Annotated in this window: 24 protein-coding genes; 11 read left to right on the forward strand and 13 right to left on the reverse strand. The window is 71.4% G+C overall.

Annotated features, from left to right (window positions below; translation table 11 throughout):
* Positions 1 to 29: 29 nt before the first annotated feature.
* Together J2X26_RS14515 and J2X26_RS14520 are read left to right on the forward strand one after the other, a co-directional pair.
* Entirely contained in the window at positions 30 to 479 is a 450-nt protein-coding gene (locus J2X26_RS14515) for a DUF6325 family protein (RefSeq protein ID WP_307493351.1), read from the forward strand.
* Positions 480 to 501: 22 nt separating this feature from the next.
* On the forward strand, positions 502 to 819 hold the full coding sequence (locus J2X26_RS14520) for an SHOCT domain-containing protein (RefSeq protein WP_307493353.1): 318 nt from the start codon (positions 502 to 504) through the stop codon (positions 817 to 819).
* 72 nt (positions 820 to 891) lie between these two features.
* Here J2X26_RS14520 and J2X26_RS14525 read toward each other — a convergent pair whose 3' ends face one another.
* The 4 genes from J2X26_RS14525 to J2X26_RS14540 all read right to left on the reverse strand — a co-directional run bounded on the left by J2X26_RS14525 (position 892) and on the right by J2X26_RS14540 (position 5067).
* The gene (locus tag J2X26_RS14525) at positions 892 to 1272 is read right to left on the reverse strand and encodes an SHOCT domain-containing protein (protein WP_307493355.1); all 381 of its coding nucleotides are present in this window, start codon (positions 1270 to 1272) and stop codon (positions 892 to 894) included.
* 109 nt (positions 1273 to 1381) lie between these two features.
* A complete protein-coding gene (locus J2X26_RS14530; protein ID WP_307493752.1) occupies positions 1382 to 2143 on the reverse strand; it encodes a deoxyribonuclease IV in 762 nt (253 codons plus the stop codon).
* 66 nt (positions 2144 to 2209) lie between these two features.
* A complete protein-coding gene (locus tag J2X26_RS14535) occupies positions 2210 to 4492 on the reverse strand; it encodes a beta-L-arabinofuranosidase domain-containing protein (RefSeq protein ID WP_307493357.1) in 2283 nt (760 codons plus the stop codon).
* On the reverse strand, positions 4489 to 5067 hold the full coding sequence (locus tag J2X26_RS14540; protein ID WP_307493359.1) for a CGNR zinc finger domain-containing protein: 579 nt from the start codon (positions 5065 to 5067) through the stop codon (positions 4489 to 4491). Before J2X26_RS14540 ends, J2X26_RS14535 begins: the two co-directional genes overlap by 4 nt.
* A gap of 84 nt (positions 5068 to 5151) precedes the next feature.
* On the opposite strand from J2X26_RS14540, the gene J2X26_RS14545 reads away from it, so the two are divergent.
* The gene (locus tag J2X26_RS14545) at positions 5152 to 6120 is read left to right on the forward strand and encodes an EamA family transporter (RefSeq protein WP_307493361.1); all 969 of its coding nucleotides are present in this window, start codon (positions 5152 to 5154) and stop codon (positions 6118 to 6120) included.
* A gap of 8 nt (positions 6121 to 6128) precedes the next feature.
* Here J2X26_RS14545 and J2X26_RS14550 read toward each other — a convergent pair whose 3' ends face one another.
* The 3 genes from J2X26_RS14550 to J2X26_RS14560 form a co-directional block, all read right to left on the reverse strand.
* Positions 6129 to 6527 (reverse strand): VOC family protein, encoded by a 399-nt coding sequence (locus tag J2X26_RS14550; protein ID WP_307493363.1) that lies wholly within the window; start codon positions 6525 to 6527, stop codon positions 6129 to 6131.
* Positions 6528 to 6629: 102 nt separating this feature from the next.
* Positions 6630 to 7271, reverse strand: a complete 642-nt coding sequence (locus J2X26_RS14555) for an anaerobic ribonucleoside-triphosphate reductase activating protein (protein WP_307493364.1) — start codon at positions 7269 to 7271, stop codon at positions 6630 to 6632.
* A complete protein-coding gene (locus tag J2X26_RS14560) occupies positions 7268 to 9064 on the reverse strand; it encodes a ribonucleoside triphosphate reductase (protein ID WP_307493366.1) in 1797 nt (598 codons plus the stop codon). The genes J2X26_RS14555 and J2X26_RS14560 overlap by 4 nt, the downstream gene beginning before the upstream one ends.
* A 206-nt stretch (positions 9065 to 9270) precedes the next feature.
* Here J2X26_RS14560 and J2X26_RS14565 point away from each other — a divergent pair, with 206 nt between their 5' ends.
* Complete coding sequence (locus tag J2X26_RS14565) at positions 9271 to 9954, forward strand: DNA alkylation repair protein (RefSeq protein ID WP_307493368.1); 684 nt, start codon at positions 9271 to 9273, stop codon at positions 9952 to 9954.
* Positions 9955 to 9958: 4 nt separating this feature from the next.
* Here J2X26_RS14565 and J2X26_RS14570 read toward each other — a convergent pair whose 3' ends face one another.
* On the reverse strand, positions 9959 to 10813 hold the full coding sequence (locus J2X26_RS14570; RefSeq protein WP_307493371.1) for a class I SAM-dependent methyltransferase: 855 nt from the start codon (positions 10811 to 10813) through the stop codon (positions 9959 to 9961).
* A gap of 156 nt (positions 10814 to 10969) precedes the next feature.
* Here J2X26_RS14570 and J2X26_RS14575 point away from each other — a divergent pair, with 156 nt between their 5' ends.
* From J2X26_RS14575 to J2X26_RS14595, 5 genes are all read left to right on the forward strand, one after another.
* Positions 10970 to 11833: a universal stress protein gene (locus J2X26_RS14575; protein WP_307493373.1), complete on the forward strand. Its 864-nt coding sequence runs from the start codon at positions 10970 to 10972 to the stop codon at positions 11831 to 11833.
* Positions 11830 to 12180, forward strand: a complete 351-nt coding sequence (locus tag J2X26_RS14580; protein ID WP_307493374.1) for a hypothetical protein — start codon at positions 11830 to 11832, stop codon at positions 12178 to 12180. The genes J2X26_RS14575 and J2X26_RS14580 overlap by 4 nt, the downstream gene beginning before the upstream one ends.
* A gap of 162 nt (positions 12181 to 12342) precedes the next feature.
* The gene (locus tag J2X26_RS14585) at positions 12343 to 13218 is read left to right on the forward strand and encodes a universal stress protein (protein ID WP_307493376.1); all 876 of its coding nucleotides are present in this window, start codon (positions 12343 to 12345) and stop codon (positions 13216 to 13218) included.
* A 235-nt stretch (positions 13219 to 13453) separates the two neighbouring features.
* Complete coding sequence (locus J2X26_RS14590; protein ID WP_307493378.1) at positions 13454 to 13984, forward strand: hypothetical protein; 531 nt, start codon at positions 13454 to 13456, stop codon at positions 13982 to 13984.
* A gap of 27 nt (positions 13985 to 14011) precedes the next feature.
* Positions 14012 to 16147 carry a bifunctional polysaccharide deacetylase/glycosyltransferase family 2 protein gene (locus J2X26_RS14595; RefSeq protein WP_307493753.1) on the forward strand — a complete coding sequence of 712 codons (2136 nt, stop codon included), beginning with the start codon at positions 14012 to 14014 and terminating at the stop codon, positions 16145 to 16147.
* A gap of 9 nt (positions 16148 to 16156) precedes the next feature.
* Here J2X26_RS14595 and J2X26_RS14600 read toward each other — a convergent pair whose 3' ends face one another.
* From J2X26_RS14600 to J2X26_RS14620, 5 genes are all read right to left on the reverse strand, one after another.
* Positions 16157 to 16888, reverse strand: coding sequence for a ZIP family metal transporter (locus J2X26_RS14600; protein ID WP_307493379.1), 732 nt, complete (start codon positions 16886 to 16888; stop codon positions 16157 to 16159).
* A 71-nt stretch (positions 16889 to 16959) separates the two neighbouring features.
* On the reverse strand, positions 16960 to 17388 hold the full coding sequence (locus J2X26_RS14605) for an SRPBCC family protein (protein ID WP_307493381.1): 429 nt from the start codon (positions 17386 to 17388) through the stop codon (positions 16960 to 16962).
* A 62-nt stretch (positions 17389 to 17450) separates the two neighbouring features.
* Positions 17451 to 18059, reverse strand: coding sequence for a GNAT family N-acetyltransferase (locus tag J2X26_RS14610; protein WP_307493383.1), 609 nt, complete (start codon positions 18057 to 18059; stop codon positions 17451 to 17453).
* Between the two features lie 59 nt (positions 18060 to 18118).
* Positions 18119 to 19726 carry a S8/S53 family peptidase gene (locus J2X26_RS14615; RefSeq protein WP_307493385.1) on the reverse strand — a complete coding sequence of 536 codons (1608 nt, stop codon included), beginning with the start codon at positions 19724 to 19726 and terminating at the stop codon, positions 18119 to 18121.
* A 208-nt stretch (positions 19727 to 19934) separates the two neighbouring features.
* Positions 19935 to 24005 (reverse strand): eCIS core domain-containing protein, encoded by a 4071-nt coding sequence (locus J2X26_RS14620; protein ID WP_307493386.1) that lies wholly within the window; start codon positions 24003 to 24005, stop codon positions 19935 to 19937.
* On the opposite strand from J2X26_RS14620, the gene J2X26_RS14625 reads away from it, so the two are divergent.
* Both J2X26_RS14625 and J2X26_RS14630 read left to right on the forward strand, forming a co-directional pair.
* Positions 24006 to 24458, forward strand: a complete 453-nt coding sequence (locus J2X26_RS14625) for an ABC transporter permease (protein ID WP_307493388.1) — start codon at positions 24006 to 24008, stop codon at positions 24456 to 24458.
* Positions 24459 to 24716: 258 nt separating this feature from the next.
* Complete coding sequence (locus J2X26_RS14630; RefSeq protein ID WP_307493390.1) at positions 24717 to 25916, forward strand: complex I 51 kDa subunit family protein; 1200 nt, start codon at positions 24717 to 24719, stop codon at positions 25914 to 25916.

A 25916-nucleotide genomic window follows, 5' to 3' on the forward strand; every position in this document is an offset into this window, starting at 1 on the left:
CGACCGGCAACAGCGAGAGGACGGCCCGCATGACGCAGGACCTGGAGGGGCTCGAAGAGACGGGCCCCATCGACTACCTGGTAGTCGCCTTCCCGAAAGCGCACTTCACCGGTGAGGCGTTCCCTCTCCTGGTCGACCTGGTAGAGCGCGGCATCATCCGCATCCTCGACCTGACCTTCGTCCAGAAGGCCGAGGACGGCTCCGTCTCCGGGCTGGAGCTGAGCGAGCTGGCCGACGGTGGCGTCGATCTCACGATCTTCGAGGGCGCCTCGTCCGGCCTGCTGGGCGACGACGACATCTCGGAGGCGGCGAACGCACTGACCCCGGGCGACGCGGCCGCGGTGCTCGTGTACGAGAACGTGTGGGCAGCCCCGTTCGCCGTCGCCCTGCGGCGTGCCGGTGGCCAGCTCGTCGCCAGCGGACGCATCCCGGTGCAGGCGGTCATCGCTGCGCTGGACGCCATCGAACCCGTCGCCTGAAACCCCTGAGGAGGAGCTACCGATGCCAGGACTGATCCGCGGGGTCGCCAGGACCGCCGTCATCGCCGGAACCGCCACGAGTGTCTCGAACCGGGTCTCCCGGCGACAGGCCGGACGCTGGGCCTCGCAGGACCAGCAGCAGCAGGCCGCCGCCGCACCGCCGCCGCCCCCGCAGTACGCCGCTCCGGAGCCGGTCTACGCGCCGCCGCCGCCCGCGGCCGCCGCGCCGGACATGGACGCCAAGCTCGCCCAGCTCGCCCAGCTCGGCGCGCTGCGCGACGCCGGCGTGCTCAGCGACATCGAGTTCGAGGTGCAGAAGAACCGCATCCTCACCAGCTGACGCAGCTCGGACGCACACGACGACCCCGGCCCGGCACGAGACTCGTGCCGGGCCGGGGTCGTCATTGCTGCGTCAGGCGAGCGCCTTCGCCTTGAGCGTCGCGAACTCGCCCGCGTCGATGGCCCCGGAGTCGAGCAGGGCCTTCGCGTCGGCGATCTGGTCCGCCGGGGACTTGCCCGCCGCGACCGAACGGATGTACTGGTCCTGAGCCGTCTTGGCCTCCACGAACGCACCCTGCTGCCGCTCGGCCATGCCCTTGCCCCGCGCGATGAGGTAGATCAGCGCAACGAGGTACGGCATGAAGACGAGACCGATGACCCAGACGGCCTTCCACCAGCCGCTGAGGGCGTGGTCCCGGAAGAGGTCACCGATGATCTGGAACAGGATGACGAGGTAGACGAAGAACAAGAAGAACCAGACCAACATCCAGATCCACTGCCCGAGCGTGTTCATGGAACCGTCCTTGGTGCTGACCCCGCCTCTGCTGGGGGGCTCGTGGTCCGAGGCTAACCACTGCGGCGCGCGAAACACCCCGAATCGGTCGCGACACGACCGCCCGTCCTCAGCCGGCCAGGGCCGCCCGCAGGAACGCGATGTCCTGCGCCTGGCTCTCCGCCGGCGTCTCGACGACCGCGTCGGAGCCGGCTTCCCGGACCACGTGCGCGATCAGCTCGGGCGGGATGGTGCCCGACGCGAAGCCCGCGTGCCGGTCGCGTGCGGAGCCCTGCGCGTCGCGCGAGCTGTTGGCGTGCACCAGGTCGACCCGCCCCGTGATGGCGCGCACGCGCTCGACGACCGTCTCGAGGTCCTCCCCGGCCGCCCACGCGTGGCACGTGTCGAGGCACAGCCCGACGTCGTAGCCGCCGATCGCGTCCCAGAGCATCGCGAGACCGTCGAGGGTCCGCGCGCACGCGTTCTCACCGCCGGCCGTGTTCTCCACGAGGATCTTCACCGGGAACGTCGCGCGCTCGAACGTCTTGCGCCAGTTCTCGATGCCGACCGCGATGTCGTCACCGTCGCCGACGTGCCCTCCGTGCACGATGAGCGCCCGCGCGCCGAGGCCCGCTGCGGCGGCCGCGTGCTGGGCGATCATGTTCCGGCTCGGGATCCGGATGCGGTTGTTGGTCGACGCGACGTTGACCAGGTACGGCGCGTGCGCGTAGATGCCGAGGCCCGAGGCCACCAGGGCGTCGGCGTCGGCGCGCGGCACCGGCTTCTTCCAGCCCTGCGGGTCCGCCAGGAACAGCTGGACACATCCCGCGTCGAGCTCGGCGGCGGTTGCCACCGGGTCGTCGTCACGCACATGGGCGCCGATGAGCACCACGTCGGTCTCCCTCCGGTCGGGCACGCGCCAGGCTAGACCGGACCGGTGACAGGCGCACAGGCGTGGTCAGTCCCCCGCGGCAGCCAGGAGCCGCATCCCGAGCAGACGAGGGGTCGGCAGGCCGGAGCCGGCGTGGATCTCGACCGGGATCTCGACGTCGCGCAGCCCCGGCGGAAGGCCGACCTCGCGGACGCTCCGGTGCGTGGGGTCCGCCGGCGCGAGCTCGTCGTCGAGGACGACCTGTCCCGCGACCAGCACCCGGACCGCCGTCGGGCCTGTGTCCCCGAGCCACTCGAGCTGGATCGACGACGCGGTGCTGCGCCAGTTGAACAGGGTCAGGCGGAGGTCCTGGGTGGTCGAGCGCCACCGTGCGTCGCCTGCTCGCCCTGTCGTCGAGCCGACGCCGGTCACGCCGTGGTCGACCTCGGGCTGCTGCTCGCCGAACGCGACCTCGTCGAGGGTGCGGGCCGCGAGGCTGAGCGACGCCTCGTCGACGGCGGCCAGACCAGCGCGGAGCGCGGGGCCATCCCCGTCCCACGCGTACGGCCACGCGGCGACGTACCGGGCGTCGTGGAGCGTCGCGAACGGTTCGAGGGCGACCGGTATGCCGTCGACGTCCTGCACGGTGAACCCGGAGGAGGTCCGGGCGACCGAGCCGGCGGACTGCGGACCCAGGACGGGAGCACCGAGCAGCGGTCGCAGGGGTCCGCCGGCGATGTGGCCCATCCGGGTAGGCGCTGCCACGTAGTCGACGGAGTCGTCCGGCACGCGGTGCGCGAGGACGAGCGGACCCCACAGGACCTGCGCCCACGGCCCGCCGTCCGGGCTCGGCTCCAGCCACGTGTGCGCGGGCAGCTCCAGGTCGATCGTCGTGACGCCCACCCACTGACGGTCGAGGCGCAGCCGTCCCCCGGCCGGCACCGAGGTCTGCTGCTCGCCATCCACGGTCGCGCTCGCCGCGCCGTCCACCCACGTGGGGATGCGGACGGCGAGCGTGAACCGGGCCGGTGCGGTGGTCTCGACCTCGATCGTGGCGCGCTCGCTGAGCGGATAGCCGGAGCTGACGCGGACAGTGGTGCCGCGGTCGCGCCACCGCGCGGTGGCGTCGATCAGCAGGTTCACGCCGAGCTCGTCGTCCGCCGTCGAGAACGCCAGCGCGCCGTGCCGGGTGTGCGTCTCGAGGCCGGTGCCGACGCAGCACCAGAACCCCTCCTCGCGGGCCGAGTAGGTCCGGTAGTGGCCGGGTCGCATGGAGGTGAAGTAGACGACGCCGCCGTGCTCGGGGTGCTGCGTCGAGAGCAGGTGGTTGGCCAGCGCGCGCTCGGCGTACGCCAGGTAGGCGTCGTCGCCCGTGGTGCGGAACAGCTCGGCCGACAGCTTGACCATGTTGTAGGTGAGGCAGCTCTCCGGGCCTTCGCGGCTGGTGAACATGGTCGCGAAGTCGTCGGCACGGTGGAAGTTCTCGCGCACGCTGGCTGCCCCGATCGCGACGGATCGGCGCAGCGCGACCGAGGTCCAGAACGTCTGGGCTGCGGACCGGCAGCGGTGGTCACCCGACTCGGCGGCCAGGGCGCGCTCCACGCGGTCGACGGCGGCGAGTCCCACGGCGATGGGTGCCTGCGTGTTGGCGTGCAGGCCGTCGAGGACGTCCCGGCCGTCGGCCAGCGGCTCGACCAGATCCCTGGGCAGGAGCCGGCGGGCCGTCACCAGGTGTCGAGGGTCGCCCGTCAGCTCGGCGACCTGCGCGAACGTCTCGCTCAGGCCGCCCGACTCGGTGACGAGGATGCGGGCGACGTCCTCGTCATCGAGGTCAGCGAACATCTCGTCCCACCACCGGACGAGGTCGTCGAGCACGTCCCGAGCACCGACGACCCGTGCGCGCGACGCATCGACGAGGCCGGCGAACGTCTTGTGCAGGTTGTAGAGCGGGACCCAGCGGCCGTTGAGGTGGAACGTCGCCTCCCGGATGTCGCCGCGTCGGAGCTCGTCCCACAGGCTCGCCCCGGCGGGGATCCCGCCGACGTACCCGGTCCCGCCCGCCACCTGGCACGCGCGCAGGCCCGCCACGAGCTGCTCGGCGCGAGCCCCCACCTGCGCGTCGCCGGTCGACTCCGCCAGCGTGGCCAGCGCGGACAGGACGTGCCCGGCCGTGTGCCCGTCGAGCCCGGTCGACTCCCAGCCGCCGTACGGCTCCGCCCTCGGCGGTAGCCCGGCCTCGCGTCGGAACGGAGCCAGCAGCCGGTCCGCGGACAGTCCGAGCAGGGTCTCGCGGACCCGGTCCTGCGCGGTCAGGAACGCGCCCGGCCGCAGGTCGACGTCGCGCAGCGGGAGGAAGTCGATGCTCGTCACGAGACGACGTCGCCGTGCCGGACGGTCCGCCCACCTGCCTGACGGGCCCGGTAGGCGGCCACGTGCGCGCGGTTCGCGCAGCCGTTGACGTCGCAGAACCGGCGCGAGCGGTTCCGGGACAGGTCGACGAGGACCGCGTCGCAGTCGTCGGCCTCGCACCGCTGGAGCCGGTCGTACTCGGCGCTGCGCACCACGTCGGACATGGCCATCGCCGTCTCGACGAGCAGCACGGTCGCCAGCGGGGCGTCCGGCGCGGTGCCGTGCAGGTGCCAGTCCAGGTCGTCGTGCCGGGTCAGGTAGGGCACCGCTCCCCCGCGCGCCAGCATCTCGTTGAGCACCCCGGCCGCCGTGTCGCGGTCGACGTCCCACAGCGCGGCGATCTGGTCCCGGGCGTCGCGGACCGCGGCCAGCTCGGCGTCGTCGCCGTCGTGCCGCGCCGTGTAGCCCCAGCGCGTGTAGAACTCGGCGACGTCGTCGACGGTCGCCATCGCGTCGTGGCCGTCGCGGCGACGGGCGGTGTTCACCATCTCCACGGCCGCGGCGATGCTCATCTCGGTGTCAGGTGCGAAAACCACTTTGACTCCTGTCGACATCCTGAGTAGCGTCATGAGTGTAAACGGCATTCACTCATTACAGACTTTTCTGACGGGAGCACGGCGATGTCCCAGACCGCCACGTCGAACCGCTCCGTCGGCATCGTCGCAGGTCTCGTCGCCGCCGTAGCCTTCGCCACCAGCGGCCCGGTGGTCAAGCCGCTCCTCGTCGCCGGGTGGTCCCCCGGTGCCGCGATCCTCGTGCGCCTCTCGGTTGCCGCCGTGCTGCTCGCCGGACCTGCGGCATGGGCCGTGCGCGGACGCTGGCACGTGGTGCGCGACGAGTGGCGGACCGTCCTCGGCTTCGGCGTCCTCGGCGTGGCCACCGCCTCGACCATGTACTACCTCGCCGTCGACCGGCTCCCGGTCGCCGTCGCCCTGCTCATCGAGTACACCGGACCGCTCCTCCTGGTCGCCTGGCGGTGGGCCCGTGACCGGCAGGCACCGACCCGCGCCACGCTCGTCGGGGCCGCGCTCGCGACCGGCGGGCTCGTCTTCGTGCTCGACCTCACCGGCTCGCTGGAGCTCGACCCGGTCGGTCTCGCCTTCGCGCTCGTCTCGGCCATCGGGAACGCCGGCTACTTCGCGTTCACCGGCCGACCGTCCGCGCTCCCCCCAATCAGCCTGGCCGGCGCCGGGATGGCGGTCGGCGCGCTCACGGTCGCCGTCGTCGCCGCCGTCGGGGTGCTGCCGTTGGCGGCCCCGGACGTGCGCGTGGACCTGCTCGGGGCGCAGGTGCACTGGATCGTGCCGCTGCTGATCGTCGCCACCGTCCCGACCGCCTTCGCGTACGGCGTCAGCGCACTGTCCGTGCGGCTGCTCGGGGAACGCCTCGCGTCGTTCCTGGCCCTGTCCGAGGTGCTCGTCGCCGTCCTGCTCGCGTGGGCGCTCGTCGGCGAGGCTCCCCTGCCCGTGCAGGCGGTCGGGATGGTGCTCGTGGTCGCCGGCATCGCCCTGGTGCGCCGCGGGACCGACACGGTCGAGGTCGTCGAGGTGCTCGAACCGGCCCGCGCGGTCGCCGACGCTCGCGTGTAGGGCGGTCCTCAGCCGACGAAGATGCAGAACGGGTGCCCGGCCGGGTCGGCGTACACGCGGAGCGGCTCCTCGAGGTCGTCGGAGCGGTCGTGCAGCAGACGAGCCCCCAGCGCGAGCGCCCGCTCGTGCTGGACGTCCAGCTCCGCGACGTCCGGCACGGTCGTGTCCAGGTGCAGCTGCTGCGGGACCGGACCTTCGGGCCACGTCGCCGACGGCAGAGCGTCGACCTGCTGGAACGCGAGCGGGACGCCGCCGGGCGACCGCAGCACCAACCAGTCCCGCTCACCGTTCGCCGGCTCGTCGCCGGGCCGGTACTCGAGACCGAACAGCTCGCGGTAGAACTCCGCGAGCGCCCGGACGTCCGTCGCGTCGAGCACGACCTGGACGATCGTGGGGTACGTCGTCATCAGCCAGCACCTCGCAGTCCCGCATCGTCGTCGGCGTCCGCCATGATCTCGCCAGGGGACGCCGACCGCATCCGGGCGCGGGGGCACCCGGATGCGGTCCGGTCAGCAGGCGGCCAGCGCCGCCCGGTACTCGTCCGTCGTCCCGTCCGGTCGGGCCCGCTGGAGCACGTGCCGCCGGACGCCGAGGCCGGCGAGCACGTCGGTCAGCTCCGCCACGTCGTCGGGACCCATCACGGTCGGGTCGACGGTGGTCCGCACCTCGACGTCGACGCCGGAGTCGAGCACCAGCCGCAGCGACGCGAAGGTCGCGTCGGCGCTCGTCGTCGGGCCGCCCACGCGCGTGACCGCACGGTAGAGCCGCACCGGTGCCTTCACGTCGAACCCCACCCAGTCGACCAGCGGGAGCAACGCCGGCAACCGGCTCGGGTACGCGCCGGACGTGTGCAGACCGACCCCGAACCCGGCCGCGCGCACCTCCCGAGCCGCCGCCACCAGCGCACCCTGCCGGGTGGGCTCCCCTCCCGAGAACACGAGCCCGTCCAGCAGCCCGTGCCGGCGAGCGAGGAGGGCCAGCACGTCCCGCCACGGGACCTGGCCCGGTGCGCGCGGGTCGAGGATCGCCGCGTTGTGGCAGTACGTGCACCGCCACGGGCAGCCTTGCAGGAAGGCCGTCGCGACGAGCTTCCCCGGCCAGTCGCACGACGACAGCGGGGTCAGACCTGCGATGGCGAGCTCGGCCGTCACGCGAGCGCCACCGCCGCCTCACGGAACGGCGTGCGCTCCATGTGCTCGCCCTTCTTGCCGATGTTGAACGAGCTGACCGGGCGGTGGTAGCCCATCACGCGCGTCCACACCTCGCACTCGTCGTTGCACTCGGGACAGGTGGCGTGCTCCCCCGCCAGGTACCCGTGCCGGGGACAGATGGAGAACGTCGGCGTGACGGTCAGGTAGGGCAGCCGGAACGTCGACAGCGCACGTCGGACCAGCTCGCGGGCGGCGTCGGGCGTCGACAGCCGCTCGGCCATGTACAGGTGCAGCACCGTGCCGCCCGTGTACCTGGTCTGCAGCTCGTCCTGGCGCTCGAGGGCCTCGAACGGGTCGTCGGTGAAGCCCACCGGCAGCTGCGAGGAGTTGGTGTAGTACGGGTTGTCGTCGGTCCCGGCCTGCAGGATCCCCGGGAACCGGCGGCGGTCCTCCTTCGCGAAGCGGTACGTCGTCCCCTCCGCAGGCGTGGCCTCGAGGTTGTACAGGTGCCCGGTCTCCTCCTGGAACTCCACCATCCGCGCGCGCACGTGGTCGAGCAGCCGGATGACCATGGCGTGCCCCTCCGGGTCGGTCAGGTCCTGGCGGTCACCCGTGAAGTTGCGCACCATCTCGTTCAGGCCGTTCACACCGATCGTCGAGAAGTGGTTGTCGAGCGTGCCCAGGTAGCGCCGGGTGTACGGGAACAGCCCTTCGTCCAGGTACCGCGCGATGACGGTCCGCTTGAGCTCGAGCGACGTCCGCGCCAGGTCCAGCAGCCGGTCGAGCGCGTGGATCAAGCCGGCCTCGTCCCCGGCGTGCAGGAACCCGAGCCGGCCGCAGTTGACCGTGACCACGCCGAGCGACCCGGTCTGCTCGGCCGACCCGAACAGGCCGTTGCCCCGCTTGAGCAGCTCGCGCAGGTCCAGCTGCAGGCGGCAGCACATCGAGCGCACGTCGCCGGGGTTCATCTCGGAGTTGAGGAAGTTCTGGAAGTACGGCAGCCCGTACCGGGCCGTCATCGCGAAGAGGCGGTCGGCGTTCTCGCTGTGCCAGTCGAAGTCGTGCGTGATGTTGTACGTCGGGATCGGGAACGTGAAGACCCGGCCCGACGCGTCTCCGTCGGTCATGACCTCGATGTACGCGCGGTTGATCAGGTCCATCTCGGCCTGCAGGTCGCCGTAGGTGAAGTCGCAGGGCTCCCCCGCGACGAACGGCACCTCCTCGCGCAGGTCGTCGGGGCAGGTCCAGTCGAACGTGAGGTTGGTGAACGGCGTCTGCGTTCCCCACCGGGACGGCACGTTGAGGTTGTAGACGAGCTCCTGGATCCCCTGGCGGACCTCCTCGTAGGACAGGCCGTCGCGACGCACGAACGGCGCCATGTACGTGTCGAACGAGCTGAACGCCTGCGCGCCCGCCCACTCGTTCTGCATCGTCCCGAGGAAGTTCACGATCTGCCCCACGGCCGAGCCGAAGTGCCGCGGCGGGCGGGCGTCCACCTTCCCCGGAACCCCGTTGAGGCCCTCCGCCAGGAACGACCGCAACGACCAGCCCGCGCAGTAGCCGGACAGCATGTCGAGGTCGTGGATGTGGAGGTCGCCCTCCCGGTGGGCAGCGCCCACGTCCGCCGGATAGACGTGGCTCAGCCAGTAGTTGGCCACGACCTTGCCTGCCGTCTGCAGGATCAGGCCGCCCAGCGAGTACCCCTGGTTCGCGTTGGCGTTCACCCGCCAGTCCGTGCGCTCCAGGTACTCGTCGATCGACGAACCGACCTCCACGACAACGTTGTCCGACATGTCCCACCCCGGCTTCTGCTTCACGTGCCTCAGGCGCCGACCACAACATGCTGTGGTCGATCGGTCCCTGAGGGACTAGATGTAGACGTTAGGCGTGGAGCGTCGCTCGCCGGACGGGCCTTTGGTCCCTAGTCCGCGCACCCCGCGACCGAGGGTGGCGACGTACGATCCAGAGCGAGGACGAACGACGACGCGAAGGAGGTCGTGTGGCCACCGGTGTGCTCCCGCAGGCGACCGTCGAGGACGTGCTGGCGCAGCTGGCGGCGTTGGAGGACCCGAGGATCCGGGCGGTCAACGAACGCCACGGCGACGACCACGCCGTCAACCTCACCCAGCTCCGGGCGGTGGCCAAGAGCCTCAAGACCGACCACGAGCTCGCCGGCCGGCTCTGGGCGACCGGCGACACCGCCGCGCGGCTCGTCGCGATCCTGATCTGCCGGCCCAAGGCGTACTCAGCGGCGGAGCTGGACGCCATGCTCCACGACACGCGTGTCCCCAAGGTGCAGGACTGGGTGGTCAGCTACGTCGTCAAGAAGAGCCCCCACGTCGAGGAGCTCCGCGTCGCGTGGTTCGCGGACCCCGACCCCGTCGTCGCCAGCGCCGGCTGGGCGCTGACCAGCGACCGAGTCGCGAAGGCCCCCGACGGGCTCGACCTGGAGGGGCTGCTCGACCTCGTCGAGGCCCAGATGAAGGACGCACCGGACCGCCTGCAGTGGGCCATGAACGAGTGCCTCGCCACCGTCGGCATCCATCATCCCGAGCTCCGTGCGCGCGCGATCGAGATCGGTGAGCGGCTCGAGGTCCTCAAGGACTACCCGACCCCGCCGGGCTGCACGTCCCCGTTCGCGCCGATCTGGATCACCGAGCTCGTCCGACGACAGCTCGGGTAGCTGGTCAGGGGTGGGCGCCGGCGGTGCCGGACGTCCACCAGCTCCGCAGCACACCCTCACCCCGACGCGCGCTGACGATCCACGCACGTGAGCCGAACCAGACGCCGTCGTCGCGCAGGTGTGCCGACAGCGTCTCCCGCAGTCGAGCGAGCCCCTGTTCCGCGCCGTCCGGATCGAGCCGCTCCAGCAGCTCGCCGGTGCTGGTGAAGCTGCGGACCCACGCCTCGGCTGCCACGACGTCGGGTCCGTAGTAGACGGGCTCCTCGACGTCGGTGAAGGAGATGTCGACGAACCCCGCAGCCTCGAGGATCTCGGTCGTCCGAGCCGGGTCGGCGAGCGAGAACGCCCGTGATGGGGCGATCGGCTGCGCTCCCTCTGCGAGAGCCCGGTGGATGGCGACGTCCCACTCGTTGCGGTCGCCAGCCTGCCAGACCAGCATCACGAGGCGCCCGGCCGGGCGCAGCGCCCGCGCGAGGTTGGTGAACGCCGCGCCGGCGTCGTGGAAGAACATCGTCCCGAACCGGCTGATCGCCAGGTCGAAGGTCTCACCCGGGAAGGGATGGACCTGCGCGTCACCGCGCTCGAACGCGATGTTGCCGAGGCCCGCCGCGTCTGCGAGCCCGCGCGCGCGCTCGACGGCCGGTGCGGAGGAGTCGACGCCCAGGGCACTGCCGTCGTGGGCTGCGAGGGCGGCCGCACGGGTGGACTGACCCGTGCCGCAGCCGACGTCGAGGACCCGGTCGCGCGTCTGCACGTCGCAGGCCTGCCGGAACACGACGTCGAGCCGCTGCAGCTCGGAGTCATAGCCCGACGCGTGCTGAGGATGACCCGCGTCCACCGCCCCGTCGCTCCGGCTCACCAGGCCAGTTGACTCGTCGAGCACCCGGTCCGCAAACGCGCACACCGCCGGGATCGCCCCTTTCAGGACTTCGGACTCTACGTCGGGCGCGCGCTGCGCCGGACGATCGACGTACGGAAGGAACGGGTTCGACGACGAGCTCGCCGGAGGTGTGAGATGAACCGAGAGATCGTGGTGGGCTACGACGGCTCCACCCACGCGGACGAGGCACTGGCCTGGGCTGCGCGAGCGGCCCGACGGGAGCACGCTCCCCTGCGGATCGTGCACGTCGCACGAACGTTCATCGACGGCTACGTCATCGCCGACCGACCGTCGGACCTGACCGTCCAGCTCGGTGGCCAGGTGCTCGCAGAGGGCGTCGAACGGCTGCGAGCCATGTTCCCCGACATCGAGGTGACGACGCAGCTCAAGCCCCTGGACAGCGTGGCAGCCGTCCTCACCGAGGCGTCGACGGACGCCCGGCTGCTCGTGGTGGGATCGCGCGGGCGCGGAGGGTTCGCAGGTCTGCTCCTGGGCTCGGTCAGCATCACCGTCGCGGCGCACGCCCACTGCCCTGTCGTCGTCGTCCGGGCACAGCCGGCCGCCGCCGGACCGGCCGTCCGACCGGTCGTGGTGGGCGTCGACGGCTCCCCGACCAGCACCAGCGCCGTCGACTACGCCTTCGACCAGGCGTCGCGGCTGGGCCTCCCGCTCCTCGCAGTGCACGCCTGGGAGCTCCCGACGTTGTTCGGACCCGTGCCGCCGTGGCTGCCGGAGGAGGTCGAGGAGATCCGCATGGCGGAGAAGGCCGTGCTGTCCGAGAGCCTCGCGGGACACATGGAGCGCTATCCCGACGTGCACGTCACCTCCATGGTCCACCGCGGCGGGCCCGCCCACGTCATCCTGGCCGCGGCGGAGGACGCAGCGCTCCTGGTGGTCGGTTCGCGTGGCCTGGGGGGCTTCCGCGGACTCCTGCTGGGGTCGGTGAGCCAGGCGGTCCTGCACCATGCGACCTGTCCGGTCGCGGTCGTGCACCCGTGATCGGCGTCGCGTTCGAGAGGCTGCGCTCCACGTCGGAGCTGCGCGCCGGAGACGCCACGGTGGAGACACGGTGCGACGACGACTCCGTGTGCCGTGTCGAGGTGCGCACCGACGACGGGATGGTCGCCGCCCTCTCCGCCGCACACCTCGTCCGCCAGGCGGTCCTCCACGCCGTCAGGAGAGGCCGGCGGGCCGTCGCGATGACGCTCGACGTCTCGTCACCTGCCTGCGGAGCTGTTCTCGCGGAGCTGCGGGACCTCGCCGGCCACGGGATCGGCACGCTCCAGGTACGACGCGCGGGCGAGACCGTGCTGGTGGACGTGGACCTGCGCGCTGCGTCTGCGTGACGCGCGCATGCCGTGACGCCCCCGACGGCAACCGACGCGCGTCTCACATCAGGGACTCAGGTCCCGGGACGCCACCCGTCACGGAGGCGGAGGCTGGAGGGAGCGCGGCGGTGTGGCCGGCAGACGGCCGGCGACGTCCGACGCGGACTCAGGAGGCTGCTCATGCGCGTCGACGGACCGGTGGTCGTCGCTCTCGACGGGACACCGCACAGTGCACTGACGCTCCGATGGGGAGTCGACGAGGCCGTCCGGCGGCGGGCTCCCCTCCTGCTGGTCCGAGCGGTCGACGACTCGTGGCAGGTGACGGCGTGGAGCTGGTACCCGATCGTCGGGACCGGCGACCTCGACACCGAGGCGAAGGAGTACCTGGCCGACCAGGTGCGCCTGCTCGAGGAGCACCACCCCGGGGTGCGCGTCGACACCCGGGTGCTGCACGGACAGGTGGTGCCGTGCCTGCGTGAGCTGAGCGTCGGCGCCCAGCTGCTCGTGCTCGGCGCGCACGCCCGCACCGGGCGCGCACGCACGGGCTCGACCGGCGTGCACGTCGCGGCGCACGCCCGCTGTCCCGTGGCAGTCGTCCGCTCGGACCCGGATCATCCCCCGGCTGCGGACGCCGCCGTCCTCGTCGGCGTCGACGGCTCGTCGGCGTCCTTGTGGGCAGCCCATGTGGCGGCCCGGGAGGCGTGGATGCGGGGTCGGCCCCTGCGCGTCGTGCACGCCCGACCGACGATCCCCGACCCCTACGGGCCGGGTGGCGTCCCCCCGCTGGAGACCACCGACGAGAACGATCCGACGCACCGGGCAGCGCACAGCGTGGCCGAGAGGCTGCGCGCGGAGAACGAGGGACTCACCGTCGAGCTCGCGCTCGTCGACGACGATCCCGCCGACGCCCTCGCCGGCCTCGCTGTCGGTGCCGCGCTGCTCGTGGTGGGCTCGCGAGGACTGGGCAGCTTCCGCGGCATGCTGCTCGGCTCGGTCAGCCACGCCGTCCTGCGCGAGGCGACCGTCCCGGTGATCGTCGTGCACGACAACGGCTGACCCACGGTTTGGGGGCAGGGCGCCACCGGTGCGATGCAGGTGGACATCCCGCCCCGCGCGGCGATCACGGACCCGGAGCGATCGGCAGGGTCGGCGGTCGCCGGCGCTGGAGGGCCCGGCTCCCCCACGGAGCCGGGCCCTTCCTTCGCGCGTCACCTGGACGCCTGACCTGCACGTTTCCTCCCATCGAGCGTGTCGATGGCAGAATTGCGCACTTTCCCACGAGAGGCGGAGCGTGAGCAGTCAGCCGGGCGCGTCCAGCGCGGTCTTCGTCGACCCGTCCGGACGCCGTGGACGGACCGTCCGGCGGATCACCTGGGCGCTCGGGGCGCTCGTCGCGACGTACGCCGTGCTGGTCGTCGTCGCGCTCGTGATCCCCGTCGGGATGAACCGCCTCGCCATCCCCGGCCTGGGTCCGCTGCTGCCGGGTCCGATGGCGCCCGCACTCGCCGACCCGGCGGGCGACGCCGCCCCGCTCGCGCCGGCGCCACCGTCGCCGACGGCCACGGCGACCCCGTCGCCCTCCGCGTCGTCGGCCGGAGCGACCAGGGCCGCCGCCGCGACCTCGACTCCCGCTCCCACCGCGGTCCCGGCTGCCGACCCGGCGCCGGCTGCCACCGCCATACCGACCCAGGCCGCAGCACCGGGCTCGTCGGGCACCGCGCCGGGGCAGACCGACGAGCAGCCCGGCAACGCACCGACCGCGAAGCCCGAGCCCGCGTCGACCCACGCCGCGACGCCGACCCCTCGACCGAACAAGGGCTGACCGCGCGTGCTGGACCAGAGCGTGAGCATGTCCTCGACGCCCGCACGCCCTCGCCGGCGCCGGGCCCACGTCCAGTACGTGACCCGCCGCCCGGCCCTCGCGCACTGGGTGCTGCTGGTGGCGGTGCTCGCCGCGCTGCTGCTCGCGCTCGGCCTTCAGACGATCTCCTCGAGCGTGTGGCGGGCGGGCACGGCGACGCCCGGAGAGCGTGTCGCCGTCGCGACGCCGTCCGGCGGGCCGGTCCTCGTCGCCGACGACGGCGGTCTCGCCGGGGTGTCGCTCCCGGAACGGACCGTCGCGCTGACGTTCGACGACGGCCCGGACCCGCGCTGGACCCCGCAGATCCTCGACATCCTCGCCCGCGAGAACGTCCCGGCCACGTTCTTCGTCGTCGGCTCGCACGCGGTCGAGGAGCCCGAGCTGCTCCGCGAGGTGGTCGCCGCCGGACACGAGCTGGGCGAGCACACGTGGTCGCACGCCGACCTGTCGACGGTGCCCGCGTGGCGGGCCAACCTCGAGCTCTCCCTCGGGCAGCTGGGCCTCGCGGGCGGAGCGGGGATCAGCACCTCGCTCCTGCGGCCGCCGTACTCGTCGTCACCCCAGGACCTCGACGCCGCCGAGCTGACGGCCGTCCAGCGCGCGGCCGACGCCGGCTACCTCGTCGTCCTCGCCGACCGGGACACCAAGGACTGGAGCCGGCCCGGCGTCGAGCAGATCGTCGCCGCCGGCTCCCCTACCGGGACCGAGGGTCAGGTCGTCCTGCTGCACGACGGCGGCGGCGACCGGTCCGAGACGATCGCGGCACTCCCCGCCCTGATCGAGCGGTACCGCGACGCCGGCTACCGCTTCACGACGATCTCGGAGGGGATCGGCCTGACGGCCGGGGCGACCCGTCCCGCCGAGGCGATCCCTGCCCTGCAGGGGCAGGTGCTCGACGTGGCGGTGCGCGCGTCCGGCTGGCTGGTGACGGCGGTGAGCTGGGCGGTGCTCGGGTTCGGCATCCTGTCCCTCCTGCGGACCGTCCTGGTCGTCGGCCTCGCGCCGCGGCACGTCCGGGTGTCCGCCCGTCGGGTCGCGGGCGAGCAGTGGCTGCCGCCCGTGACGGTGCTGGTCCCCGCCTACAACGAGGCCGTCGGGATCGAGCGGGCGGTGCGCTCGCTGGTCGCGTCCGACTATCCCGAGCTCGAGGTCGTGGTCATCGACGACGGGTCCACCGACGGCACCGGCGACGTCGTCGAGCGGCTCGGGCTCCCGGGCGTCCGACTGGTCCGGCAGCCGAACGCCGGCAAGGCCGCCGCCCTGCGGACCGGCACCCGAGAGGCGTCGCACGACGTCCTGGTCATGCTGGACGGCGACACCGTGTTCGAGCCGGACACCATCCGCCTGCTGGTCCAGCCGTTGCGCGACCCCGCGGTCGGTGCGGTGAGCGGCAACACCAAGGTGGGCAACCGGACCGGTCTGCTCGGACGCTGGCAGCACCTCGAGTACGTCAGCGGCTTCAACCTCGACCGCCGCCTGCAGGACCTGCTCGGCTGCATCACCACCGTGCCCGGCGCGGCGGGTGCGTTCCGTCGTCAGGCCGTCGAGTCGGCGGGCGGGCTCAGCTCCGAGACCCTCGCCGAGGACACCGACATCACGATGGGCATCCTGCGGGCCGGCTACCGCGTGGTCCACGAGGAGCGCGCCCGTGCCTGGACCGAGGCGCCGAGCAGCGTGAACGACCTGTGGCGCCAGCGGTACCGCTGGAGCTACGGGACCATGCAGTGCATCTGGAAGCACCGCCACGCCGTGCGCGACTCGACCAGCGGCGGGCGCCGGCTCGGCCTGGTCGGGATCCCCTACATGCTGCTCTTCCAGGTGCTCCTGCCGTTGCTGGCCCCCGCGATCGACCTGTTCGCCCTCTACGGGCTCCTCACCGGCAACGCCCGGTCGGTGCTGACGGTGTGGGTGGTCTTCGCCCTGCTCCAGCTGGCCACCACCGCGTACGCGCTCCGGCTCGACCGCGAGAGCCTCAAGCCACTGTGGAGCCTGCCGCTCCAGCAGGTGTTCTACCGCCAGCTGATCTACCTGGTCGTCATCCAGTCCATCGCCAGCGCCGTCGCCGGGGCGCGTCTGCCCTGGCACAAGCTGCACCGTTCCGGCGACGTGGTCGTGCCCGCCTGACCCTGCGTCTCACTCGAGAAGGTGGACGGTGTAGGCGACCGCGAAGCCCAGCGTGGTGGCGACCCCGACCCACCGACCGCCCTCCTCGAACGCCTCGGGCATCATCGTGTCGGCCAGCATCGTCAGGATCGCTCCGGCGGCGAAGGTGAGCACGAACGCGACCGCTCCGGGCGACGACGTCTGGAAGATGGAGTACCCCGCCGCCGACGCGAGCCCGGACACGACGGCGATCGCGACCCACATCCATACGATGCGCGACCGGCGCCAACCCGCCGACACCAGGCCGGTCGTCGAGCCGATCGCCTCGGGCAGGTTCGAGATGAACACCGCGATCAGGTAGGCCAGACCCACCTCGCCGCCGTGGAAGATCGTCAGGCCGATGACCATGGACTCCGGGATCCCGTCCAGCACCGTCCCGAGCACGATCGCCAGCGGCGAGCCGCTCTGCTGGGCTCCGCCGGCGTCCTTGCGGGCTCCTCCGCCGAACCTGTCGATCAGCAGGTCGCCGCCGAAGAAGACGAGGCAGCCGGCGAACAGTCCACCGATGAGCGCAGCCTGGCCGCCTCCCTGGTTGCTCGCCTCTTCGACGAGATCGAATGCCACCGCGCTGATCAGGACACCGGCACCGAACCCCATGACGAGGCCGATGAGGCGCCGGCTGGTGCGGAACACCAGCGCGAGGACGCCGCCGATCACCAGCGAGCTCGCCGCCAGAAGCCCCCACGCGAATGCACCGGCCACCCTGAGACCACCTCCCGAGACGGTCAGCGTGGCACGGTCGGCTCAGCAGCTCCTGGCCGACCCGCCGCGAGCTACGTGGTCGGGGTCTCCGCTGCGCGCTTGATCGAGGCGGCCTCGGTCTCGACGTACCGCCTGGTCAGTGACCGCGTCATCAGCCAGCCGATCCCCGACATCGGACCGGAGACCGTCAGTGCAAGGGTCAGCCGGCTCCCGTCGGGATGCGGCTCGACGACGTGCGAGGCGGTGACCGTGACGCCGGGCGAGCTCGACTCCCAGGTGTACGACGACCCGTCACTCAGCTCGGTCACCGTCCACACCGCTGGGGACAGCCGCGGCTGCTGCAACCGGGTTCGGGAGCCCACAGCCAGCGGTCCGGCGTCCAGACGCTCCACGGTGTCGACCGTCGGGATGCGCTCGGGCCAGCGCTCGACGTCGACGACCACCGCCCAGACACGCTCGGGCGGCGCCGCGATGGTGACGGCGTGCTGCAGGCCGGGCATGGAGGGAGTCTAGTGACCGCGCTGATCTGCTCGAGCTGCCCCGCGAAGCAGGGTCCGACCGGTCAGGGCTGGCGGGCGGGCACCTCGGTGGTCATGACGCAGTTGCCCTGGCCCTTGGGCCGCTGGTAGTCGAACCCGAGCTGCTCGTACATGGTCCGCGTCGCGTTGTAGAGGAAGGACGCGGAGGTCTTCTTGCCGGGCGGCAGGTCGTGCGGGTACGACTCCACCAGACCACCCCCCGCGTCGGCGATCAGCGCGAGCGCGCCCCGCACAGCGACCGACGCCATCCCCTGACGACGGTAGCGACGGTCCACGAACAGGCAGGTGATCCGGAAGTCCGGCCGGCGCTGGACACACTTCTCCCACTCCTTGCGGTGCTGGATGTTCGGCAGCTCCTCGACCGGACCGAACTGCGCCCAGGCGACTGCGACGTCGTCGTCGAACACGACCGCCGCGTGGGTGCGACCGGCCAGGACGAGCTGCCGCTTGAACTCGCGGTTGCCGATCTCCCGGCGCTCGTCGACGGGGTCGGGGTAGAGGTGGAAGTGGGTGCACCAGCACCCGCCCCAGACACCGTTGTGCCGCTCCGCCAGATCCGCATACGCGTCCCAGGTCTGCGGACCGAGCGGTTCGATCCGGTAACCGTCGACCGTGAGCCCTGCGTCGCCCATCCTCGTGACAGTAGTCGTCGGGTCACGGCGGTGCAGCCGTCCGCTGACGGGCTGTCCCGCTACGCGAGAGAGCGTTGAAGACTCGCGGACCCCTTCGCGTCGAGGATCGGCTTGAGCGACTCCGCCAAGAAGCCGGCGAGCTCGCTGCGACCGCCTCCCCCTCCGCTGGCGTGTGCCCGCGCCCCGTCGATGTGCAGCTGGGTCGCGTCCCGTCGGATGGCGCTCAGCGTGTCCGCGGGGAGGCTGAACAGGATGTCGACGGTCTCGGCTGCGCTGACAGGACGCTGGGCGTGCGGCAGGGTCGTCGCCTGGTCGAGCGTCAGCGCGGCGACCTCCGGACTCACCCCGAGCGTGTGCCCGAGCGCGGCGAGATCGTGTTGCTGCGGGGAGATCGGCGGGGCCGGGCGTCGAGGAACAGGAGCGGGCAGCGGTGCACTGAGGAGCGCCGCCATGTCGACGATGCCCGCGCCGTACCGATCCGTGCGCCACGACGTGGGTGCGACCAAAGGGTCGGCGTCGCCGTGCGTGGTTGCTCTCAGCTCCTCAGGAGCGCGCGCGGTCTTCTGGAGGAGCTCCCTGAACACGAGCTGCAACGGCTGCGCATCCCGGTACCTGTCGAGGAGCGTCGAACGACCCCACCTGGCGATCCACAGCGCGGCGGCCGCCGCGACAGCCGGCGCAGCGTACGACGTCCCCGACCCGGCTTTCGTGATCTCGGTGATCCCGGGGGGCGCAAAATCGGCCACGGCCACCAGGTGGCCCGGAGCGCTGATGTCGATGGAGCGAGACGCCGTGGTCGGCCCCCACGGGCGATCATCGGGCGCCGATGCGGCGACCGCGATGCATTCGGTGTAGGCCGCCGGGTAGGGCACGACGGGGAACCTCTGCCCGCCAGCGGCGACGACGACGACGTTGCGCTCCACCGCCCGACGCAGTGCGGCATGCAGAGCCGGCGACGGGAGCCCGCCCAGGCTGATGGAGATGACGTCGACGCCGAGGGACGTCAGGTAGTTGATGGACCACACAAGCGCGACCGTGGAGAACTGGACCACGTTGGTCGCGCACCTCACCGGCACCACGGAGTCGGAGCCGCCGTACCCGAGGACGGGATCCCGTGTCCGCGGGCGAATCAGGTCGTGGTCGTCCGGGCTGCTGACCAGGAGCGATGCCGTGCCCGTGCCGTGACCGTCGAAAGGGTCGATCGACTCCACCGGGTCTTCCGCGTCGATCCCACCGGTGAAGGCGTTCCGAGCGCGCGCCAGGTCCAGCGAACCCGTGGGGAGCTGGCGATGCCGCGCCCATCCCGTATCCGGATGCCCGATGACGACCCGATCGGGCCGGGCTGGAAGAAGTGTGAGCGCCTCCGGCTGCCGCATGCGCTCGCGCGCCCACGCCGGGTCCCGCGGGGACGGAGTCACGCCGACGGCCTGCTCGGCAAGAGGGTGCCCCGGTGACACGATTCCCTCGACGCCGGCCCACGACACCTGGTCCTGGCTGATCAGCTCGTACGCGGCGTCCCATGCTTCTCGACGGCTTGCACCGTCCACGTCCGCGGCGAGGTAGGACGTGTCGGAGGGGCCGCTCACCGCGATCTCGTCCCACCCGCCGCTCGCACCGAGCTGAGGCGACGGCGTGTCACCGAGCGCGCACGCTGCCAGCAGCTTCATGGCCGGCCCCTCAGGCGTTCGCACGATCGCGTCGGACCAGGCATCTGTTCGGCGCCCATGCGACCGTCCCCGTCTGCCGTGTGGAAGACCGTTGCAGGGAGTGCCAAGGACTCAGCCTGCGTTCGTCGAATCTACTCCCGCCGAGCCACAGCCCCGCGGACGAACCCAGACCGGGAACCTGCGGCTCGTGAGCGTCGCCCGATCGACGTCAGGGCGCGGTTCCTGGCGGCGCGGCCTGCTGTGCATGCCAGGCGCTGTTCACACCGGCCAACGCGCGGTCGAGGTCGCCGACGATCTCGCGCAGCACCGGCCAGACCCTGTTCGGGTCGTTCATCTGCTCTGTGGTGCCCTCGAAGCCGGCCATCTGGTCGTACAGCGATTCCCAGATGCTTCCCGTGATCGACTGCCGAAGCCGAGCAGCGGACCACCCGATCTTCTGCATCGCCTTGTCGACGACGAGGTCCTGGATCAGGTGCGTGGTCGCGCCGTGCTCCGAGGCCCCTGGCACGTTGACGATCGCCACATCCAGGAACGGCCATCCATGGGTCGCCACCTCCTGGAAGAACTCCTTGGTGTTGAAGTTGATGATCCGCTTGCCCTTCTTCCGGGTGAGGAGCACCTTGACCAAGGCCTTCTCGTTCCCGGTATCGCGGCGCTCACGGTCTTGGTTCATCCTCAGCAGCGCGGCCAGGAACCGCTCTTCCGGGCTGCCACCAAGGGCGAGCTTGATCGTCCCGTTCGGACCCGGCCCGGTACCCGGCACGACGATCTCCAGCTCGATCGGTTCCAGCGGCGAACCGTCGGGAGCAGCGGACTCCTGCTCGATCTCGACCAGCACGTCGGCGATGGCTACCGGGTTGGTGATCGCGTCGTAGGCGACACGCACCGCATCGACCAGGCCCGTCGTGCCGGCAGCCTCCATCTGGGCGAGGGTGTCTCGCAGTACCGGCTCGACGATCGTGGCGTGCAGGTCGGTCAGCAGCGCCATCGCCTTGGCAAAGAGCGCTTCGCCGGACAGCGGGGCGACGAGCGCCTGACGTGCGGCGATGCCCTTGATCTCTTCCTTCGCCGCGGCAACGGTTGCAGCGTGCTGCTGCAGCTGGGTGGCCTGCTCGGACGAAGGCGGTGAACCGGCGAGCGCCTGGAGGATCGTCCGGTGCGCGAGATAGGCGGTCTTCAGACGTTGACCCGCGGCACGCAGAGCCTGCTCCTGCACGTGCACCTCGTCCAGCGGAGTGATCGGGTCGCTGTGCACCATCAGGTCGCCGGAGCTCTCGTCGTCCACCGTGAGGCGATGTCCCGCTGTGGCGCCGGTCAGTGTCTCGTTGACGACGAGCGGATCGACGGCGGCACCTTGGCCGCCCTCTCCGACCAGGGCGTCGAGCGCCGCCTGGCCCAGCGCCATCGCCTGGTCGAACAGCCACTCCAGCGCCTGGTCGATGAGCTCCCGCAGGCCGACGATGATCTCGCGGATCTTGTCCGGCACGTCGTCCAGGTGCAGCAGGTTCGCGATGAACCCCAGCGCCACGGGAATCGCTGAGGCCAGACCACTCTCGATCATCGCGGCACCGGGGCCGATGTTGCCCTTGGCGACCGCGGCGATGGTGGCGACGTAGCGGTCGACGATGGCCAGGATCTCGTTGATGTACTCCATCACCGTCCGGATGGTGTCGAACAGCACGACCGCGGAGTTCACCGCGGCCATCACTCCCGTCGGGTCGAGCATCGTCGCCAGCCGGGTGGTGGCCTTCGTGACGACCTCCTTCACGATCCAGTCCTTGGCGGTGTTCAGGATCGTGTCCCAGAGGTTCGACAGCTGCCCCTGGATGAACTCCCATACCGCCTCGATCCCACGTCCCTGGACGTCCTTGATGAATGCCCATGCCTGTCCGAGCATCTCGATCGCCCGGCGGATCTTGTCGACCTTCTCCTGGCCGATCCGCTTGGCCAGCTTCGCCCAGAGCGCCTCCTCGGTGACGCCGGCCACCTGGATGACGAGGGTGATGATCGACTTCAGCGAGACGTCCTGCGGTGGTTCGATCCCCAGCTCGCGGATGCCGCGGAACAGCCAGTTCGTCAGGCCCTGCAGCAGGTAGGTGCCGATGTTGTCGAAGAACCCGATGAAGCCCTGCTTCAGCGCGAGCACGACGTTCTGCAGGAACTGGATCGGATCGCGTTTGATGTCGTCGATGGCCGCCATGGCATTGGCGACGATGTTCCCGATCAGCTCGCTCGGGAAGTTCATCAGCTTGAGGATCAGCTCCACGACGACCTGGAGGACGGTCGTCGCGAACTCGATGATCCGGCCCAGCGGTTCGCCGAACTGCGCCACGATCCGGTCGAACGCGGTGGTCGGCGCGACCAGGTCCTCGAGCTTCAGCCCGTCCCAGATCGCTCTGAACGTGCCGGTGATCAGGTCCCAGGTGATGTTCAGCCGGCCCATCGCGCCCTCGATCTTGCCGGCCGCGCTCGCGATGGTGCCCGACTCGGCGAGCTGGTCGAAGACCGTCTCGCCGTTCGGGAGCAGAGTGATGAAGCCCTTGATCAGGTTGGTGGCGTTGCGGTCGACCTTCTCGTCGGTGAACGGGTTACGCTCCAGCATCACGGTGAGCAGATGGAAGCCGGGCAGCTTGTGCGCGTGCTCGGACAGCCAGCCGAGCAACGCCTTCTTGACCAGCTCGAGGATCTTGCCGATGACCGTCTCGGCGAAGGCCTTGAACTCCAGCAGCAGGTTGTAGGCGCGGTCGGCCAACGACGTCAGGTTGTCGATCAGACTGCCGATGTTGTCCGGCGAGATCGCGTCGATGACATCGCGAATCAGCTGCTCGGCCTGGCTCTGCAGACCGCGGAACGTGGCGAACTGCTCGTCGAGCCACTTGGCGGTCTCCGCCAGGGTGCCGCGCTCGTCCATCTGCTGCATGACCTGCTCCTTGCCGAGCAGGCGCAGCAGGTCGCGCAGGATGTCCACCGTCGGCGCGTTGACGCTCTCACCGGTGAGCGGGTTGTAGTGGAAGACCTTGACGCCGAGGTCCCAGTACGGCTGGATCGGCGGCTTCTCGACCAGCGGCTGGGCGAACTTCTTCGCCGCGGCCTTGACCGCCTCGATGACGTCGTTCACGATCGCCGCGACGAACGCCGTGACGTCGGACAGCAACCGGGCGATGTAGCGCTCGGCGATCGCGACGTTGGTGCTGGGCAGGCTGGTGAAGTCCATCTCCGCCCAGGCGGCCGCCATGTCGCCGAGGATCCGGTCCAGCGACAGGTTGTGCTCGGCGAGCCGGCTGCTGATCAGGTCGAAGATCTGGTCGAGCGCATCCAGCGACTTCAGGATCGGTCCGACGGCGCCGGCGAACGGCCCGTTCGACAGCAACGCGCCGACGAACTCCGCGCGGCTGGTCTGCACCGCGCGCCCGGTGATCAGATCCTGACCGGCAACCTGGGAGAGCAGGTCGTACCCGGGGATCTCCTGGGCCAGGTCGGCTACCGCCTCCTTGGCGGCGTCGCCGACGAAGTCGAACAGGCGGTACACCTCGACCGCGCCCTGCTGCACCACATGCGTCGACTCGTGCGCCATCAACGCGAGGTCGGCCGGCGACTCCCCCGGCCCCACGAAGATGTCCTTGCCGTAGGTGAACGCGCGCGCGTGGATCTGGGCCGCGGCAGCTGCCGAGGCGTCGTCCGTGTGCACCCGGACGTTCGACAGGTCGGCGCCGAGCACCGGCTCGATCCGCTCCCGCAGCGCCTCGGCAAGCGGTTCACCTCCGCTGATCCCGGTGATGAACGACTCGAGCGACGCGGACATCTCCGGGCCGGCACCGACCGACTCGAGCCCCGGGCCGGCGCCACCAGCCGACTCGGGGCCGCCCGGCCTGTCCTCCCGCGCAACAGGCCGCGTCGCGGTGGCGACCGGATGCGCCGACCGGGCGGGGGCGACGTTCGCCCGTCGCGCCGCCCCCCGCGTGCCCTCGGCGGTGGCCGCCGCTGATCGAACAAACCCGCCCAGCGCTGCGCCACGGGAGATCGCCCCGCCGGCGACGACTCTCGCGGCGAACCTCTCCGCTTCGCGTTCCTGCGGGTCGTCGACGTGGCTGACGGCGAGGCGTGCCTGCACCTCGGTGGTCGCGAGTGCGCGGGCCATCGCGGCGTTGCTGATCGGGGCCCGGACCTGAGCGCTCTCACGTTGCGGCGGGACGGTGTGCAGGGCGCGGGCCATCCGGGCGGCGACCGGCGGACCGGTTGCGGGGTCGCCGGCCTCGCGCAGACGGGCATGCTGCCCCATGTGGCCACGCTTCCGGCGCGCGCCGCCACAGACAACGACCTGCCCCCAGATCGGCGCGATGAGGCAGCCGCCAGGGTCCCGGAGGGGCGGCGGCTCGTCGTGCTGCTCCCGCTGGCGTTCTTCTCCGACGTCTTCGTCGGCGACGTGCCGGCGTGGATGGAGCGCGTGGGTGACCTGTTCCCGCTCAAGCACCTGCAGAACAGCCTCGCCGAGGCGTGGGCGCCGACCGGCGCGGCGCTCGGGTGGGACCACGTGGGGATGCTGCTGCTCTGGACGATCGGGGCAAGTCTGTTCGCGCTTCGCCGCTTCCGGTGGGACGCCGGGTCCGATCCGCCCGCGAGTCCCCGGTCCCACCGTCGGGCCAGGCGGATCACCATGGCGGACGGTGACGAGTCCCACGACGGACTGTCGGACGGGTCGGTCGAGTCCGCCCGCGCGGAACCCCCGGGGTGATGACCGGTCATGGTCGTGCGGGTGGTCCCGGTGCTCAGCGCAGGCGTCCCCGCGGAGCGCCGAACCCGGGTCCTGCGCGTGCAGTCGCTCCTTCTCGCGCTGACGGTGGTCGTCGTGACCATGGCGGGCCCATGTCGAACCCAGAAGCGGGCCAGGTCGGGTCCAAAGACCCGGGCGGTCGACGGGACGGCGTCCATAGGATCGAGACAGCACTCGGTCAGAGACAGGGAGATGGCTCCCATGAGTGTGCGTACGCCGATGACACTGGCCTCCATCGAGACCGGGACGGGCCTGCAGCGCGCACTCGCGCAGTCTCCGACCGACGTCGTGGACGTCGTGGACCGGTCGGGCATCCGGGGGCGCGGTGGCGCCGGCTTCCCCACCGGTCGCAAGTGGCGCCTGGCCGCTGACTCCCCGGCACCGGACGGACGCCGCTACGTCGTGTGCAACGCCGACGAGGGCGAGCCGGGGACGTTCAAGGACAGGGTTCTCCTCGCGGACCTTCCCGACCTGGTCCTGGAGGGAATGACCATCGCCGGCTACGCGATCGGCGCGACGGAGGGGGTCGTCTACCTGCGCGGTGAGTACTGCTACCTGCGCGACGGGCTCGTCGAGCGCATCGGTGCCCGCCGCGCCGCCGGCCTGCTCGGGAACGGCGTCCGACCGGGGTTCGACTTCGAGATCCGGCTGCAGCTGGGGTCCGGCGCCTACGTGTGCGGCGAGGAGACGGCCCTCCTGGAGAGCCTCGAGGGGCGCCGGGGCCAGCCGCGCAGCCGCCCGCCGTACCCCGTGACGTCCGGTCTGCACGGCGCTCCGACCGTCGTCGACAACGTCGAGACCTTCGCGTGGGTGACCGCGATCCTCGCCAAGGGTGCCGACTGGTTCTCAGCCGTCGGTACCGATCGGTCCACCGGGCCCAAGCTGCTCAGCGTCTCCGGTGACGTCGCCCGACCCGGCGTGTACGAGTTCCCTCTCGGTGTCCCGATCGCGGACGTGCTCGCCGCGGCGGGGGGTACGGACGCGCGCGCCGTCGTCGTCGGCGGAGCGGCGGGGCAGTGCGTCCCGGCCAGCCTCTTCGGCCGGACGATCTCGTTCGAGGACGTCAGCACCGGTGGGGCGTTCATCGTCATCGGGCCGGACCGGGTCCTTCTCGACGTCGCCGAGAACATCATGGAGTTCTTCGCCGACGAGTCCTGCGGGCAGTGCGCCCCTTGCCGGATCGGCACCGTGACGATCCTCGACGGCATCCGCCGGCTGCGGGAGGGGCGGTGCACCCCGGAGCACCTCGAGCGCCTGGTGCGGCTCGCCGGGACCATGCAGGTCACCTCCCTGTGCGGGCTGGGTCAGTCGAGTCCCGACGTCTTCCTGTCCCTGCTCGAGCACTTCCCGCAGGACATGCGCGTGCCCGCCTCCCCCGGGCTCCCGGCCCAGCTCGTGCCGGCCGGAGGGGGTGAGTGA

Source organism: Cellulomonas humilata (genome assembly GCF_030814415.1).
GTDB lineage: Bacteria > Actinomycetota > Actinomycetes > Actinomycetales > Cellulomonadaceae > Cellulomonas > Cellulomonas humilata_A.